Annotated in this window: 12 protein-coding genes and 1 pseudogene; 9 read left to right on the forward strand and 4 right to left on the reverse strand. The window is 70.2% G+C overall.

What is annotated here, in order from left to right:
• The first annotated feature begins 129 nt into the window (after positions 1–129).
• From AQJ54_RS15305 to AQJ54_RS15315, 3 genes are all read left to right on the forward strand, one after another.
• Positions 130–3,045 (forward strand): glycoside hydrolase family 48 protein, encoded by a 2,916-nt coding sequence (locus AQJ54_RS15305; protein WP_062237812.1) that lies wholly within the window; start codon positions 130–132, stop codon positions 3,043–3,045.
• A 269-nt stretch (positions 3,046–3,314) separates the two neighbouring features.
• A complete protein-coding gene (locus AQJ54_RS15310) occupies positions 3,315–5,972 on the forward strand; it encodes a cellulose binding domain-containing protein (protein WP_062237814.1) in 2,658 nt (885 codons plus the stop codon).
• Between the two features lie 275 nt (positions 5,973–6,247).
• Positions 6,248–6,760 carry a hypothetical protein gene (locus AQJ54_RS15315; protein WP_062237816.1) on the forward strand — a complete coding sequence of 171 codons (513 nt, stop codon included), beginning with the start codon at positions 6,248–6,250 and terminating at the stop codon, positions 6,758–6,760.
• A gap of 6 nt (positions 6,761–6,766) precedes the next feature.
• Here the strand turns inward: AQJ54_RS15315 and AQJ54_RS15320 are convergent, their stop codons facing one another.
• Positions 6,767–7,717: a helix-turn-helix transcriptional regulator gene (locus tag AQJ54_RS15320; protein ID WP_062238641.1), complete on the reverse strand. Its 951-nt coding sequence runs from the start codon at positions 7,715–7,717 to the stop codon at positions 6,767–6,769.
• Between the two features lie 62 nt (positions 7,718–7,779).
• Between AQJ54_RS15320 and AQJ54_RS15325 the strand changes: the two genes are divergently transcribed.
• Both AQJ54_RS15325 and AQJ54_RS15330 read left to right on the forward strand, forming a co-directional pair.
• Positions 7,780–8,259, forward strand: a complete 480-nt coding sequence (locus AQJ54_RS15325; protein ID WP_062237817.1) for a hypothetical protein — start codon at positions 7,780–7,782, stop codon at positions 8,257–8,259.
• A pseudogene (locus AQJ54_RS15330) lies at positions 8,256–8,731 on the forward strand (hypothetical protein). The gene AQJ54_RS15325 and the pseudogene AQJ54_RS15330 overlap by 4 nt, the downstream one beginning before the upstream one ends.
• Here the strand turns inward: AQJ54_RS15330 and AQJ54_RS15335 are convergent.
• On the reverse strand, positions 8,700–9,443 hold the full coding sequence (locus AQJ54_RS15335; RefSeq protein WP_062237819.1) for a class I SAM-dependent methyltransferase: 744 nt from the start codon (positions 9,441–9,443) through the stop codon (positions 8,700–8,702). The pseudogene AQJ54_RS15330 and the gene AQJ54_RS15335 sit on opposite strands and share 32 nt — an antisense overlap.
• A 4-nt stretch (positions 9,444–9,447) precedes the next feature.
• On the reverse strand, positions 9,448–9,753 hold the full coding sequence (locus AQJ54_RS15340; protein ID WP_062021000.1) for a 4a-hydroxytetrahydrobiopterin dehydratase: 306 nt from the start codon (positions 9,751–9,753) through the stop codon (positions 9,448–9,450).
• Between the two features lie 310 nt (positions 9,754–10,063).
• Between AQJ54_RS15340 and AQJ54_RS15345 the strand changes: the two genes are divergently transcribed.
• The 4 genes from AQJ54_RS15345 to AQJ54_RS15360 all read left to right on the forward strand — a co-directional run bounded on the left by AQJ54_RS15345 (position 10,064) and on the right by AQJ54_RS15360 (position 13,466).
• A complete protein-coding gene (locus tag AQJ54_RS15345; RefSeq protein WP_062237822.1) occupies positions 10,064–10,888 on the forward strand; it encodes a helix-turn-helix domain-containing protein in 825 nt (274 codons plus the stop codon).
• Positions 10,889–11,004: 116 nt separating this feature from the next.
• The gene (locus tag AQJ54_RS15350) at positions 11,005–11,868 is read left to right on the forward strand and encodes a helix-turn-helix domain-containing protein (protein WP_079069864.1); all 864 of its coding nucleotides are present in this window, start codon (positions 11,005–11,007) and stop codon (positions 11,866–11,868) included.
• Positions 11,869–11,927: 59 nt separating this feature from the next.
• Positions 11,928–12,722: an SAM-dependent methyltransferase gene (locus AQJ54_RS15355; RefSeq protein ID WP_062237824.1), complete on the forward strand. Its 795-nt coding sequence runs from the start codon at positions 11,928–11,930 to the stop codon at positions 12,720–12,722.
• Between the two features lie 279 nt (positions 12,723–13,001).
• A complete protein-coding gene (locus AQJ54_RS15360; RefSeq protein WP_062237826.1) occupies positions 13,002–13,466 on the forward strand; it encodes a nitrate reductase molybdenum cofactor assembly chaperone in 465 nt (154 codons plus the stop codon).
• An 88-nt stretch (positions 13,467–13,554) separates the two neighbouring features.
• Here AQJ54_RS15360 and dnaK read toward each other — a convergent pair whose 3' ends face one another.
• Entirely contained in the window at positions 13,555–15,441 is a 1,887-nt protein-coding gene (dnaK, locus tag AQJ54_RS15365) for a molecular chaperone DnaK (protein ID WP_062021025.1), read from the reverse strand.
• Positions 15,442–15,446 lie beyond the last annotated feature (5 nt).

Here is a 15,446-nt window from a genome sequence, read left to right on the forward strand (position 1 = left end):
CCCGGCCTGTTCGTCGAATCTTTTCGACTGTTCACAAGCCTTGACCCCTTGAAGACCCATCCTCACTATGGGAGCGCTCCCACTGGTTCAAGCCTTGACTTCTCCGAGCCGCACAAGGAGGAACCAGCAATGCCCCCCACCAGGAGACGCCGGACCGCCCGGCGATTGTGGACCGCTGTCGTGGCGGCCATGGCACTGCCGTTCGCGATGCTGAGTGCGGCTTCAACTCCCGCACAGGCAGCCGCCGTTCAGTGCAGTGTCGACTACAAGACCAATGACTGGGGCTCCGGTTTCACCGCGGACCTGACGATCACCAACCGCGGCACGGACGCCATCAACGGCTGGACCCTGACGTACGGCTACGCCGGCAACCAGAAGCTGAGCAACGGCTGGAACGGCGTCTGGTCCCAGTCCGGCCAGAACATCAGCGTCAAGGACGCCGGCTACAACGCCACCATCGCCGCGGGCGCCGCCGTCTCCACCGGGGCGCAGTTCACCTACAGCGGCACCAACACCTCGCCCACCAACTTCGCGGTCAACGGCACCAGTTGCACCGGAGCCCACCAGCCGCCGATCACCGTGCTGACCAGCCCGGCCGCGGGAGCGGTCTACACCCAGGGCACCGCGGTCCCGCTCGCCGCGACGGCCGCCGCCGCGGACAACGCGACGATCAGCAAGGTGGAGTTCTACGACAACACCACGCTGCTGGGCACGGACACGACATCGCCGTACTCGCTCTCGGCCTCCAGCTTGACCGTGGGCAGTCATTCGCTGCTCGCGAAGGCGTACGACAGCCTGGGCGCGTCCGCCGAGTCGACGCCGGTCGGGATCACCGTCGCCTCGGGCCCCGCGATCGTCGCCTCGACCACCCAACTGGCCGTCCAGCAGGGCAAGACGGGCGCCTACACCGTGAAGCTCTCGACGCAGCCCTCGGCCAACGTGACAGTCACGACGGCCCGTACGAGCGGCAACTCCGGCCTCTCGGTCACGGGTGGCGCCTCGCTCACCTTCACGCCGTCGAACTGGAACACCGCGCAGACGGTGACCATCACCGGCAACGCCTCCGGCACCGGCGCGGCCACCTTCGAGTCCACGGCCACCGGCCACGCCAAGGCCTCGGTGAACGTCACCCAGATCGCGGCGACGGGCACGTACAACGCCCGCTTCCTGGATCTGTACGGGAAGATCACCAACCCGGCGAACGGCTACTTCTCCCCCGAGGGCATTCCCTACCACTCGGTGGAGACGCTGATCGTCGAGGCGCCGGACCACGGTCACGAGACCACCTCGGAGGCGTACAGCTACCTCCTGTGGCTCCAGGCCATGTACGGCAAGGTGACCGGCGACTGGTCCAAGTTCAACGGCGCCTGGGAGATCATGGAGAAGTACATGATCCCCACCCACGCCGACCAGCCGACCAACTCCTTCTACAACGCCTCCAAGCCGGCCACCTACGCACCCGAGCTGGACACCCCCAACGAGTACCCGGCCAAGCTGGACAGCGGTGTGTCGGTGGGGTCCGATCCGATCGCCGGTGAGCTGAAGTCGGCGTACGGCACGGACGACATCTACGGCATGCACTGGCTCCAGGACGTCGACAACGTCTACGGCTACGGCAACTCGCCCGGCAAGTGCGAGGCCGGACCTGCCGACACCGGACCGTCGTACATCAACACCTTCCAGCGCGGTGCGCAGGAGTCGGTGTGGGAGACGGTGCCGCAGCCGACCTGCGACGCCTTCAAGTACGGTGGCAAGAACGGGTACTTGGACCTGTTCACCGGTGACTCCTCCTACGCCAAGCAGTGGAAGTTCACCAACGCCCCGGACGCCGACGCACGGGCCGTGCAGGCCGCGTACTGGGCGGACATCTGGGCCAGGCAGCAGGGCAAGGGCTCCGACGTCTCCGCGACCGTGGGCAAGGCCGCGAAGATGGGCGACTACCTGCGCTACGCCATGTACGACAAGTACTTCAAGAAGATCGGCAACTGTGTCGGGCCGTCCACCTGCGCGGCCGGCAGCGGCAAGAACTCCTCGATGTACCTGCTGTCCTGGTACTACGCCTGGGGCGGCGCGACCGACACCTCGGCAGGGTGGGCCTGGCGCATCGGCTCCAGCCACGCGCACAGCGGCTACCAGAACCCGATGGCCGCGTACGCGCTGAGCTCCTACGCCGACCTGAAGCCCAAGTCGGCCACCGGCGCGGCGGACTGGAACACCTCGCTGACCCGGCAGTTGGAGTTCTACCGGTGGCTCCAGTCCGACGAGGGCGCCATCGCGGGCGGTGCGACCAACAGCTGGGCGGGCCGCTACGCCAGTCCCCCGGCCGGCAAGTCCACCTTCTACGGCATGTACTACGACGAGCAGCCCGTCTACCACGACCCGCCGTCCAACCAGTGGTTCGGGTTCCAGGCCTGGTCGATGGAGCGCGTCGCCGAGTACTACCAGCAGACGGGCAATGCGCAGGCCAAGGCGGTCCTCGACAAGTGGGTCAAGTGGGCGCTGTCCAAGACCACCATCAACCCGGACGGCACCTACCGGATCCCCTCGACCCTCCAGTGGTCGGGCCAGCCCGACACCTGGAACGCGTCAAGTCCCGGCGCCAACAGCGGACTTCACGTCACCGTCGCCGACTACACCAACGACGTCGGTGTGGCCGCCGCCTACGCCAAGACGCTGAGCTACTACGCCGCCAAGTCCGGTGACACCGCGGCGAAGACCACGGCCAAGGCGCTCCTGGACGGCATGTGGAACAACTACCAGGACAGCCTCGGCGTCGCGGTGCCGGAGGACCGCGCGGACTACAACCGGTTCGACGACTCGGTGTACGTGCCGAGCGGGTGGACCGGGACCATGCCGAACGGGGACGCGATCAACTCGTCGTCCACGTTCGAGTCCATCCGGTCCTTCTACAAGAACGACCCGGCCTGGTCGAAGATCCAGGCGTATCTCGCGGGCGGCGCGGTGCCGTCGTTCACGTACCACCGGTTCTGGGCCCAGGCGGACATTGCCTTGGCCATGGGTTCGTACGCGGAGCTTCTCGAATAGCCCCCGCCGAGCACTCCGTGGGGAGACCGTTGTCGACTGCGGGTCCGCTGTGGCTGGTCGCGCAGTTCCCCGCGCCCCTAAAAGCGCTACAGGCACCGTTTCTCCCTCGGAGCCGCTCGAAGGCTCCGCGTATAGGCCCCGCCACCTGACGGCGGGGCCGACCGGCCGGGCGGCCCCCTCCCGCACTGGGGGTCGCCCGGCGCTTCTCGCTGTGAACGGAAAGCGCTCCCCCCACTCCATGCGCTCCCCTTTCCGGAAAGGACTCCCCCGTGCGAAGAACCCGCATCCTGACGGCGGTGCTCGCGCTCGCGGCCGGGCTGCTCGCGGGCACCCCGCCCGTGGTGGCCGCCGGCAACGCCTCCGAGGTCCCGCTCGCCGCCGACACGTACACCTGGAAGAACGCCCGGATCGACGGCGGCGGATTCGTGCCGGGCATCGTCTTCAACCGCAAGGAGAAGAACCTCGCGTACGCCCGCACGGACATCGGCGGCGCCTATCGCTGGCAGGAGTCCTCGAAGACCTGGACCCCGCTGCTGGACTCGGTCGGCTGGGACGACTGGGGGCACACCGGGGTGGTCGGCCTGGCCTCCGACCCGGTGGACCCGGACAAGGTGTACGCGGCCGTCGGGACGTACACGAACAGCTGGGACCCGAAGAACGGCGCGGTCATGCGGTCGTCCGACCGGGGTGCGAGCTGGCAGAAGACCGTGCTGCCCTTCAAGCTCGGCGGCAACATGCCGGGGCGGGGCATGGGTGAGCGGCTCGCCGTCGACCCGAACAGGAACAGCGTGCTGTACCTGGGCGCGCCCAGCGGCAAGGGGCTGTGGCGTTCGACCGACTCGGGCGTCAGCTGGTCCCAGGTCACCGCCTTCCCCAACCCCGGCACCTACCAGCAGGATCCGGGCGACACCAGCGGCTACGCCAGCGACAACCAGGGCGTCGTCTGGGTTACCTTCGACGAGTCGACGGGGACGGCGGGGACGGCCACCCGGTCGATCTACGTCGGGGTCGCCGACCTCCAGAACTCGGTGTACCGGTCGACGGACGGCGGTGCGAGCTGGAGCAGGCTCGCCGGGCAGCCGACGGGGTACCTGGCGCACAAGGGCGTCCTGGACGCGGTGAACGGCTATCTGTATCTCACGTACAGCGACAAGGGCGGGCCGTACGACGGCGGCAAGGGCCAGGTGTGGCGGTACGCGACCGCGACCGGCACCTGGACGAACATCAGCCCGGTCGCGGAGGCGGACACCTCCTACGGCTTCAGCGGTCTGACGGTGGACCGGCAGAAACCCAGAACCGTCATGGCGACCGCCTACAGTGCCTGGTGGCCGGACACCCAGATCTTCCGCTCCACGGACAGCGGGGCGACTTGGACGAGGGCGTGGGACTACACGTCGTACCCCGACCGCGCGAACCGCTTCACCCTGGACGTCTCCTCCTCCCCGTGGCTGACCTGGGGCGCGAACCCCTCGCCGCCCGAGCAGTCGCCCAAACTCGGCTGGATGACCGAGTCGTTGGAGATCGACCCGTTCAACTCCAACCGCATGATGTACGGGACGGGAGCCACCCTCTACGGCACGGAGAACCTCACGAACTGGGACTCCGGCGGCAAGTTCACCATCAAGCCGATGGTCCAGGGCCTGGAGGAGACGGCGGTCAACGACCTGGCGTCACCGCCCTCGGGTGCCCCGCTGCTGAGCGCCCTCGGTGACGTCGGCGGTTTCCGGCACACCGACCTCACCAAGGTCCCGCCGATGATGTTCACCCAGCCGAACTTCACCACGACCACGAGCCTGGACTTCGCCGAGACCGACCCGAACACGGTGGTGCGGGTGGGGAATCTGGACTCCGGACCCCACATCGCGTTCTCGACCGACAACGGGGCCAACTGGTTCGCGGGGACCGACCCTTCGGGGGTGAGCGGCGGCGGCACGGTGGCCGCCTCCTCCGACGGCAGCCGGTTCGTGTGGAGCCCGGACGGCTCGGGAGTGCGGTACACGACGGGGTTCGGTACGTCGTGGTCGGCGTCGAGCGGGATCCCGGCCGGGGCGATCGTGGAGTCGGACCGGGTGGACGCGAAGACCTTCTACGGCTTCAAGTCCGGGAAGTTCTACGTGAGTACGGACGGCGGCGCGACCTTCACGGCCTCGGCGGCCACCGGCCTGCCGAGCGGTGACAGCGTGCGCTTCAAGGCACTGCCCGGGGTGAAGGGCGATGTGTGGCTGGCGGGCGGGGCCGCCGACGGGGCGTACGGCCTGTGGCACTCGACCGACTCCGGCGCGACCTGGACGAAGCTCTCCAACGTCGACCAGGCCGACACCGTCGGCTTCGGGAAGGCGGCGCCGGGGGCGTCGTACCAGACGCTCTACACCAGCGCGAAGATCGGCGGGGTCCGGGGCATCTTCCGCTCCACGGACAAGGGCGCGAGCTGGACCCGCATCAACGACGACGCCCACCAGTGGGGTTGGACGGGTGCGGCCATCACGGGCGACCCCCGGGTGTACGGCCGGGTGTACGTGTCGACGAACGGCCGGGGTGTGATCTACGGCGACACCTCCGACACCGGCGGGGGCGGCCCCACGGATCCGACCGACCCGCCCCCGACGGGCGCCTGCGCGGTGGCCTACAAGATCACCAACCAGTGGTCGGGCGGCTTCCAGGCGGACGTCCAGCTCACCAACACGGGGTCAAGTGCCTGGACCGGCTGGACACTTGCCTGGACCTTCCCCAACGCCCAGACGGTCACCCAGACCTGGAACGCCGAGACCACCCAGTCCGCCTCGACGGTCACGGCGAAGAACGTCAGCTGGAACGCCACCGTGGCAGCAGGCTCGTCCGTGAGCTTCGGCTTCACGGGAACCTGGTCGGGCACGAACGGCAAGCCGACGACGTTCAGGACGGGCGACCGGAACTGCGTGGTGTCCTGAGGGCAGGGCGGGGGCGGATGCCGACAGGTGCGTCCGTCCCCGCCACACGTGCGGAATGTTCGGATCACAACTGAATCACCGTGCCCGCACAGCCCTCACCCTTTCTTGACACCTCTCGTTACGCTCATCCCCCACGAAAGACCTCAGGGGGGACCATGTCGTACATCCAGCCGCCTCCGCCTCCCGGCACTCCGCCGACTGGTTTCGGTCCACCGCCTCCCCCGCCCCAGCCACCTTTTCCACCCGCTCCTCGGCCTGGTTGGGCCCGTAAGCGAGTGCTCGTCCCCGCAGCCGTGGTCCTCCTGCTCATCGGTATGGTCATCGGTTCCGCGGGCAAGAGCGCCGGCGGGAAGAAGACCGCCGCCGCGCCCGCACCCACCGTCACGATCACGGCCCCGGCTCCGGCCGCCTCCGAGGCCGAACCCGCGCCGACAGTGACCGTCACCAGGACGGCGACGGCCAAGGCAGAGGCGAAGACCGCCGATGACTCCGACACCGCGCCCAGCGGGAAGGCGGTGTTCAAGGTCTGGGGCTCGGCGCCGTCAGGGGTCGAGATCACTTACGGCAGTGACGGCACCAACCTTCAGGGCAAGGGGCTGCCCATGGAGAAGACCCTGACCGTCGACGCGGACGCCTTCTACTACCAGGTGACCGCCCAGCTCATGGGCGGAGGCAACGTCCAGTGCTCGGTGACCATCGACGGGAAGACCAAGAAGGGGCGTGCACAGGGCGGCTACAACATCTGCTCCGCCCAACTGAACAGCGACTTCAGCGGTGGCTTCAGCTAGACCTCCTCAGTGTCCGCTCGGAGAAGCCGGGTTGCCGTATCTTTCTGCCAGTTCGGCGATGGTTCGGGCCATGTGGGCGCGTAGTTCGGGGGGTTCCAGGACTTCGACGTCCGTGCCCAGGCGGAGGAATACGCCCTGGGCGTGCTCGACGGACTCGATCGGGACGCGGGCCACGGTCCGGCCCTTCTCGTCCGTGGCGCACACGACCGCTCTCGGCAGCCGCACGCCCGGCGCCAGCCGTACGACCGCCTCGCCGCGGTGCAGCCGGTCGTGGAAGTCCCGCTGGTGAACCGTCCAGTACGCGCCCAGATCGAAGCCCTCCGGGCGATTGAACTCCTCTTCCGAAACCGTGAGTTGGAGAATCTGGTCGACACGGTAGGTGCGCGGTCCCGGGCCGGCGACCACGTACCAGCGGCCCGCCTTCAGGACCAGCCCGTACGGTTCCAGACGGCGCCGGACATCGGTCGGCTCCCGCCAGCGCCGGTACACGACATCCAGGACGCGGCTCTTCCACACCGCCTCCGCCACCTCCGGCAAGTACGGCGCCTCGTCGCCCGCCGCATACCATCCGGGCGCGTCGAGGTGGAAGCGCCCGCTGATCCGGTCCGCGTGCGCACGAAGCTCGGCCGGCAGCGCGGCCCGCACCTTCAGCTGGGCGGCTGCGAGCACCGGGCCCAGCCCCAGCTCGGCCGCCGGCCCCGGCACTCCGGCCAGGAACAGAGCCTCGGCCTCGCCCGCGGTGAGACCGGTCAGCCGGGTGCGGTAGCCATCGAGCAGGCGGTAGCCGCCGGCGTGGCCCGCGTCGCCGTACAGCGGGACACCGGCCGCGCCGAGCGCCTCGACGTCCCGGTAGACCGTGCGCACCGAGACCTCCAGCTCCTCGGCGAGCTGGGCGGCGGTCATCCGGCCACGGATCTGGAGCAGAAGCAGGATCGAGACGAGTCGGCTGGACTTCACGGCCACACCATCCCAGACTTCACTGCCACAGGATGTCAGTGGAGGGGGCCTAGCGTCCCGCCATGAGCTTCACCGAGAAACTCCTGACCGTGCCGCCGCCCATCGAAATCGCCGGGCGGCACATCAAGCGCTACCACGTCACCGCCGACCCGGCCGGCATCGCGCCCGACGTCGAGAAGGCGGCGTACGAGATCCTGCCGGGGCTGCTGCCGGAGCCCGACGGCACCCCGCCGGCGACCTTCGTCGTACTGCACCGGGGCGCGGACAGCGGCGCCTACCTCAACGCCTACAGCTGGGTGTGGGACAACGTGCTGCACTTCCGGGGCGCCGCGGCAGGCCAGCCGGCGCTCCACTGTCCCGACCTCGACCCGACGCACTTCGTCACCCCCGAACTGCCCTGGATCGGCTGCGTCTGGGAACTCCCGCCGATCCTGCAGGAACGGAACGCCTGGGTGCAGCACTTGCTCACGCCCGAAGTCCCGGACCTGGACGCCTACTTGACCGACTCACTGCCCGCGGGGACCACAGGAGCCCGCTCATGAGCGGCCCGCGCGACTTCGACTTCCTCCACGGCGACTGGGCGGTCGTGAACCGCCGCCGCACCGACTTCCTCGACCCAGCAGCAGGTGGGAGGAGTTCCCGGGAACGAGCCGCTGTTGGCCGCTGTTCGACGGGGCCGCGAACATCGATGAGATCGACCTGCCGCACCTCGGAGCGAAGGGCGCCACGCTGCGGCTCTTCGACCGGGCGGCCGAACGGTGGTCCCTGCACTGGGCGGCGAGCCGCAGCGGGACGCTGTTCCCGCCGGTTACCGGCCGGTTCGAGGGCGGGCGCGGTGTGTTCTACGGCGATGACCTCCACGACGGCAAGGGGGTCCGGGTGCGGTTCGTGTGGGCGGACACCTCCGCGACCGGGGCCCACTGGGAGCAGGCCTTCTCCCTCGACGGCGGGGAGAGCTGGGTGACCAACTGGACCATGGACTTCAGCCGGCCTTCCGGAAAGCCCGGACGCTGAACACCGGGTCCTCGCGTGGGAGTTCCTGGTCGGGCAGGGACTCCAGCTGCTCGGCGAACCGTTCGGTGAGCGGGTCGCCGGGACGGAGCTGGGTGAACCAGCCGCGGCGCAGGTCCGCGGCGGTGCGCCGGGGGCTGCGGCCCTGCCCCCGGCCCGGGAAACGGGCCTGCCCCGCCGGGTGGAGAAGGTGGGCGGCGGCGTACGACTCCACGAGCGGCGCCGCGTCCGGGGCCGGGCGGCGCGGGCGCGGGGCCAGGACGGCGTCGACGTCACTGCCGACGTCGTGGGCGGCGGCCTTGTCGACGGTGGTGACGTACACCCCGCCCGGTCTGAGGACCCGGGCGCACTCGGCGACCGCGGCCCGGACGTCCTCGGGCCGGTCGAGGAGGTGCAGCAGCCACACACTGGTCACCGCGTCGAACACCCCGTCGGGGAACGGCAGCGCGCGGCTGTCGGCCAGCACGACCGCGCCGGGCAGCCGTACGGCGGCCATGCGGGCCATGCCGTAGGTCAGATCGGCGCCGGTGACCCGGGTCGCGGGCCGGGCGGCGGCGAGCCTGCGGGTGACGATCCCGGTGCCGCAGCCCGCGTCGAGGAGGCGTCGGGTGCCGGGCGGGACCAGGCCGAGCACCGCGTCGGCGGCCGCGGCGGCCCTGGGCTCACCGCCGCGGGTGTCGTCGTAGGCGTGGGCCTCCTTGTCGTAGTCGAGCACGGGCTCACTGGGCCCCGTGGCCGGCGGCGAGGGCGTCCACCCGTTGCGCGAGCTGGAAGTCCTTCTCGGTGAGGGCACCGCCCGCACTGTGCGTGTGCACGGCGAGCGCGACCGTGTTGTAGCCGAGCGTGAGGTCGGAGTGGTGGTCGAGCTCCTGCTGGACCTGGGCGATGTGCACGACCATCGCGGTCGCGGCGAAGTGATCGCCGAGCCGGTACGAGCGGGTGAGGCGGCCGTCGTCGACGGACCAGCCCGGCAGTTCCGCGAGCCGGTCCTCGATCTCCTTCTGTGACAGGGGTTCGACGGGCATGGCCTCGCTCCTTCCTGGGGTCGGCTTTCCGTCCAGGCTGCCACAGGACGACTGCCGCGGTCCTGGTCGGAGGGTTCCCCCGGGTGAGAGGCGGGCACTGGCCCGGCCGATCTCCGGCCGCTCTCCCGCGTACCGTCCCGGTGAGGTCGTCCGCCACCTCGGGGATCACGGCCGTCCGACGGAGAAGGACGAGGGGTCCCACGGCCCGTCCCGCGGAGAGGGACGAGAGGTCCAACGGCCCGTCCCGCCGAGAGGGACGAGAGGTCCACGGCCCGGTCACCTGCTCGCCCCCTCGACTACGGTCGTACTCATGACCACTGCCCCCTCCGCCACAACCACCCCCTCCGACCAGGGAGTCGGCCCGCTGCTGCGCGCCTGGCGGGAGCAACGGCGCGTCAGCCAGCTGGAGTTGGCGCTGCGGGCGGACTCCAGCGCCCGGCACATCAGCTTCGTCGAGACGGGCCGCTCCCGGCCGAGCGAGGCGATGGTGCTGCGCCTCGCCGAGCATCTGGAGGTGCCGGTGCGGGACCGCAACGCCCTGCTGCTGGCCGCCGGTTACGCCCCGCGCTTCCCCGAGACCCCGCTGGACGACCCTGCCCTGGACGCCGTGCGCGAGGGGATCGAGCGGCTGATCCAGGGCTACGAGCCCTACCCGGCCCTGGTGTTCGACGCCTCGTACCACGTCGTGGCCGCGAACCGCGGGATCATGATGCTCCTCGACGGTGTCCCCGAGTCGCTGCTGCGGCCGCCGCTCAACACCATGCGGCTCACCCTGCACCCGGAGGGTCTCGCCCCGCGCATCCTCAATCTGCCTCAGTGGCGCGGGCATCTGCTGGAACAGATGCGGCGCCAGATCGCCCTGCGCCGCTCCGAGCAGCTGCGTGAGCTGTACGAGGAGGTGGCGGCCTATCCGGTGCCGGACCCGCAGGAGGACACCGGCGCCGAACAGGACGAGCCCGTCCCCTACTTCGCGCTGCCGATGCGGATCGAGCACGAGGGCAGGACGCTGTCGTTCATCTCCTCCACGGCCACCTTCAACACCCCCATGGACGTGACCGTCGCCGAGCTGGCCATCGAGACGTTCCTCCCGGCCGACCCGGCGACGGTCAAGTACCTGCACGCGCTGCTGCCCTGAACGGAGGTGCGGAGGGCGGAGAGCGGAGGTAAGGAGCAAAGCGAGCGTGACCGGTGAGCGGGACACCGGGACATGACACACTGCACGCAAGCTTCGACGCGTAGGGGAGGCGTGGCGTGAGTGAGCGGCGACCTGCGCCGACCGTGGGCCAGGTGGTGCTCGGCAGGCGGTTGCAGGAACTGCGGGAGGCGGCCGGCCTCAAGCGCGAGGAGGCCGCCCAGGTCCTGCGGGTGGCCCCCGCGACCGTACGGCGGATGGAAATGGCCGAGGTCGCCCTGAAGATCCCGTACGTCCAGGTGCTCCTGGAGACGTACGGGGTCCCCGCGGCCCAGGTCGAGGACTTCGTCCGGCTGGCCGAGGAGGCCAACCAGCCGGGCTGGTGGCAGCGGTTCCACGACGTGCTGCCCGAGTGGTTCAGCCTCTACGTGAGCCTGGAGGGCGCGGCCGCGATCATCCGCTCCTACGAACCGCACTTCGTGCCCGGTCTGCTCCAGACCGAGGACTACGCCCGGGCCGTCCTGGAGGCCGGGACGATCGGACAGTCCGGGACGGAGGCGATCGAGCGGCACGTGTCGCTGCGGATGGCCCGCCAGAAGCTCCTCGACCGCCCGAACCCGCCCCACCTGTGGGCGATCATGGACGAGACGGTGCTGCGCCGCCCGGTGAGCATCCGCTCCGAGGTGATGGCCGAACAGCTGGACAAGCTGCTGGAGTTCGCCGAGCGCGACCGGGTCACGCTCCAGGTGTGCGAGTTCGAGGAGGGTCCGCACCCGGGGACGTACGCGCCCTTCTCGCTGTTCCGTTTCTCCGAACCGGAGCTGCCCGACATGGTCTTCACCGAGTACCTGACCGGCGCGCTGTACCTCGACTCCCGCCAGGAGGTCGCCACGCATCTGGAGGTCCTGGACCACATGTCGGCGCGGGCCGCGTCGGCCGAGCGGACGAAGAAGCTGCTGCGGGACCGCCGCGCGGACTTCTGAGCACAGGCGTCCTGACGAATCTGAGCACAGGCATCCTGACGAAGGGGAGAAGACACCGCATGACCGCATCCGACGCGCCCAGGATCGACACCAGCCGGCCGCACCCGGCCCGGGTGTACGACTGGTGGCTGGGCGGCAAGGACAACTACCCGGTGGACGAGGAACTGGCCCGCCGGATCCTCGCCGTGGACGGCACGGTGATGCGCGGGGCGCGGGCCAACCGCCGGTTCATGCAGCGGGCGGTGCGGACGGTCGCCGAGGCCGGGATCCGCCAGTTCCTGGACATCGGCACCGGCATCCCCACCGAGCCCAACCTGCACCAGGTGGCCCAGGAGGTCGCGCCGTCGTCGAGGGTGGTGTACGCGGACAACGACCCGATCGTCCTCAGGCACGCGCAGGCGCTGCTGCACAGCACCCCCGAGGGGGCGACGAACTACGTCCACGCGGATGTCCGCGAGCCGGACACCATCCTGCGGCTGGCGGCCGAGACCCTGGACTTCTCGCAGCCGGCCGCCCTGTCCCTGGTCGCGCTGACCCACTACCTGGGCGACGAGGCGTACGGCCTGCTCACGCGATACGTCGACGCGCTCGCCCCGGGCAGTTTCCTGATCCTCTCGCAGGTCACGCCCGATCTCAGCCCCCAGGCCATCGAGAAGGCCGCGGAGCAGTTCCGTCGCAGCGGCACACCGTTCTTCCCCCGCTCGCTGGCCGAGTTCTCCCGGTTCTTCGACGGCCTGGAGCTGCTCGGGCCCGGCGTGATCCCGGTGTCGGGCTGGCGGCCGGGCCCGGAGGACGTGGCCGCTCAGGCGGAGGGCATCGTGCCGGTGTACGCGGGGGTCGCGCGCAAGGCCTGACCCGTACGGGTGCGGATACCGGGTGCCCTCCCGCACCCCGCCCTAGGTTCGAAGGACCCGTGGGCCGGCGAGGAGGGAGCACGCGTGACCGCCACCTGGACACCACCGCGGACGCGGCATGTCTGCGCCGACCGGCACGCGAAGCTGCCTCGACCGCGCGGACGGGTCCCGACCGGCTCGGAAGGCCCGAGGTGCAGTCAGCTGCCGTTCGTGTCGGTGGAGGGGCTCCACGCGCCGCGCCCACGGCAGACCACCGACCACGTTCAGGAGGCGGCCCCGATGCCCTCGGATGCGGTGTTGTACCAGGCGGCGGCGCTCTGCCTGACGTACCCCGACGACGACCTCCGCGCCCGGCTGCCGCTGTTGCGGGAGGCGGCTCCGCAGCTGCGGGAGTTCGCCGACCACGCGGCCGTGACGTCCGCGCAGGAACTGGCGGCGCACTACGACCAGGTCTTCGGCTCCGGGAACCGGCACAGTCTGTACCTGAGCCGGTGGCAGGACGGGGGCACCCGGAAGCGGTTCACGGAGGTGTTCCGGGCGGCGGGGCTGGAGTTGACCGGTGAAGAGGTGCCGGACTTCCTGCCCGCGGTGCTGGAGTTCACGGCCCGGACCGGGGACACGGACCTGCTCGCCGGACACCGGGAGGGCCTGGAGCGACTGCGCTCCCGGCTCACCGCTGCCGGCACCCCGTACGCGTCGGTCCTGGACGCCGTGTGCGCCGCACTGCCGACGAGGGTGCGCTAGGTCCCCGAGTCCTCAGGCGGCCCGGCCCTCCTCAGACGGCCCGGCCCTCCTCAGACGGCCCGGCCCTCCTCAGGCGACCCGGCCCTCCTCAGGCGGCCCCGTCCTTGCGGTCGTTCGCGTCTGTCTCGCTCCTGTCGTCGTCCACGATCTCCGCGTCGACGACCCCCTCCTCGTCCTGGGGCGCTGACGTCGGCTCGTCCTGGGGCGGCTGTTGCGGGGCGGCCTGGGCCTGGGCGTACATGGCCTGGCCCATCTTCTGGCTGACGGAGGCGAGTTTCTCCACGCCGTCGCGGAGGGGGGCGGTGTCGGCGTTCTCCTCCAGGAGGCGTTTGAGGTCCGCCACCGCCGACTCGACCTCCGTCTTCGTGTCGGCGGGCACCTTGTCGTCGTTCTCCCGGACGAACTTCTCGGTCTGGTAGACGAGTTGCTCGGCCTGGTTGCGGGTCTCGGCGGCCTCGCGGCGCCGGTGGTCCTCCTCGGCGTACTGCTCGGCCTCCCGCATCATGCGGTCGATGTCGTCCTTGGGGAGCGCCGAGCCGCCCGTCACCGTCATCTTCTGCTCGCGCCCGGTGGCCAGGTCCTTCGCCGAGACGTGCATGATCCCGTTCGCGTCGATGTCGAAGGCCACCTCGATCTGGGGGACACCCCGGGGCGCGGGCGGCAGACCGGTGAGGTCGAAGACGCCGAGCTTCTTGTTGTACGCGGCGATCTCCCGCTCCCCCTGGTAGACCTGGATGCCCACCGAGGGCTGGTTGTCGGCGGCGGTGGTGAAGATCTCCGAACGCCGGGTGGGAATGGTGGTGTTGCGCTCGATGAGCTTCGTCATGATGCCGCCCTTGGTCTCGATCCCCAGGGACAGCGGGGTGACGTCGAGCAGCAGCACGTCCTTGACGTCGCCGCGGATGACACCCGCCTGGAGGGCCGCGCCGACCGCCACGACCTCGTCCGGGTTGACGCCCTTGTGCGGGTCCTTGCCGGTGAGCTCCTTGACCAGGTCGGTCACCGCGGGCATCCGGGTCGAGCCGCCGACGAGGATCACGTGGTCGATCGCGCCCACCTTGATGCCCGCGTCCTTGACCGCCTGGTGGAACGGCGTCTTGCAGCGGTCGAGGAGGTCGGCGGTGAGCTCCTGGAACTGGGCGCGGGTGAGCTTCTCGTCGAGGTGCAGGGGGCCCTCGGCGGAGGCGGTGATGTAGGGCAGGTTGATCGTGGTCTCGGAGGACGACGACAGCTCGATCTTCGCCTTCTCGGCGCCTTCGCGGAGTCGTTGCAGTGCCATCTTGTCGTTGCCGAGGTCGACGCCGTACTGCCCCTTGAAGCGCTTGACCAGGTGTTCCACGATCCGGTGGTCCCAGTCGTCGCCGCCGAGACGGGTGTCGCCGTTGGTCGCCTTGACCTCGATGACGCCGTCGCCGATCTCCAGGAGGGAGACGTCGAAGGTGCCGCCGCCGAGGTCGAAGACCAGGACCGTCTGCTCCTCGCCCCGGTCGAGGCCGTACGCCAGTGCGGCCGCCGTGGGCTCGTTGATGATCCTGAGGACCTTCAGGCCCGCGATCTCGCCGGCCTCCTTGGTGGCCTGGCGCTGGGTGTCGTCGAAGTAGGCGGGGACGGTGATCACCGCGTCGGTGACCTCCTCGCCCAGATAGGACTCGGCGTCCCGCTTCAGCTTCTGGAGGACCCGCGCGGACAGTTCCTGGGCCCGGTACCGGGTGCCGTCGATCGAGCCCTGGTCCGGGAAGCGCCAGTTCCCGTCGCCCATGTGCCGTTTCACGGAGCGCGCGGTGCGCTCGACGTTGGTGACGGCCTGCCGCTTGGCGACCTCGCCCACCAGCACCTCGCCGTTCTTGGCGAAGGCCACGACCGACGGTGTGGTCCTGGCCCCCTCCGCGTTGGCGACGACCGTGGACTCACCGCCCTCCAGCACGGCCACCACCGAGTTCGTGGTCCCGAGATCGATCCCGACCGCCCGTCCCATCGCCG

It is taken from the genome of Streptomyces griseorubiginosus (assembly GCF_001514195.1).
Lineage (GTDB): Bacteria > Actinomycetota > Actinomycetes > Streptomycetales > Streptomycetaceae > Streptomyces > Streptomyces griseorubiginosus.

Excerpts from the sequence above, each read along its gene's own strand:
- AQJ54_RS15305 (WP_062237812.1), top strand. The coding sequence starts at position 130 with ATGCCCCCCACCAGGAGACGCCGGACCGCCCGGCGATTGTGGACCGCT.
- AQJ54_RS15325 (WP_062237817.1), top strand. The coding sequence starts at position 7,780 with ATGAGCTTCACCGAGAAACTCCTGACCGTGCCGCCGCCCATCGAAATC.
- AQJ54_RS15340 (WP_062021000.1), bottom strand. The coding sequence starts at position 9,753 with ATGCCCGTCGAACCCCTGTCACAGAAGGAGATCGAGGACCGGCTCGCG.
- AQJ54_RS15345 (WP_062237822.1), top strand. The coding sequence starts at position 10,064 with ATGACCACTGCCCCCTCCGCCACAACCACCCCCTCCGACCAGGGAGTC.
- AQJ54_RS15355 (WP_062237824.1), top strand. The coding sequence starts at position 11,928 with ATGACCGCATCCGACGCGCCCAGGATCGACACCAGCCGGCCGCACCCG.
- AQJ54_RS15360 (WP_062237826.1), top strand. The coding sequence starts at position 13,002 with ATGCCCTCGGATGCGGTGTTGTACCAGGCGGCGGCGCTCTGCCTGACG.
- dnaK (WP_062021025.1), bottom strand. The coding sequence starts at position 15,441 with ATGGGACGGGCGGTCGGGATCGATCTCGGGACCACGAACTCGGTGGTG.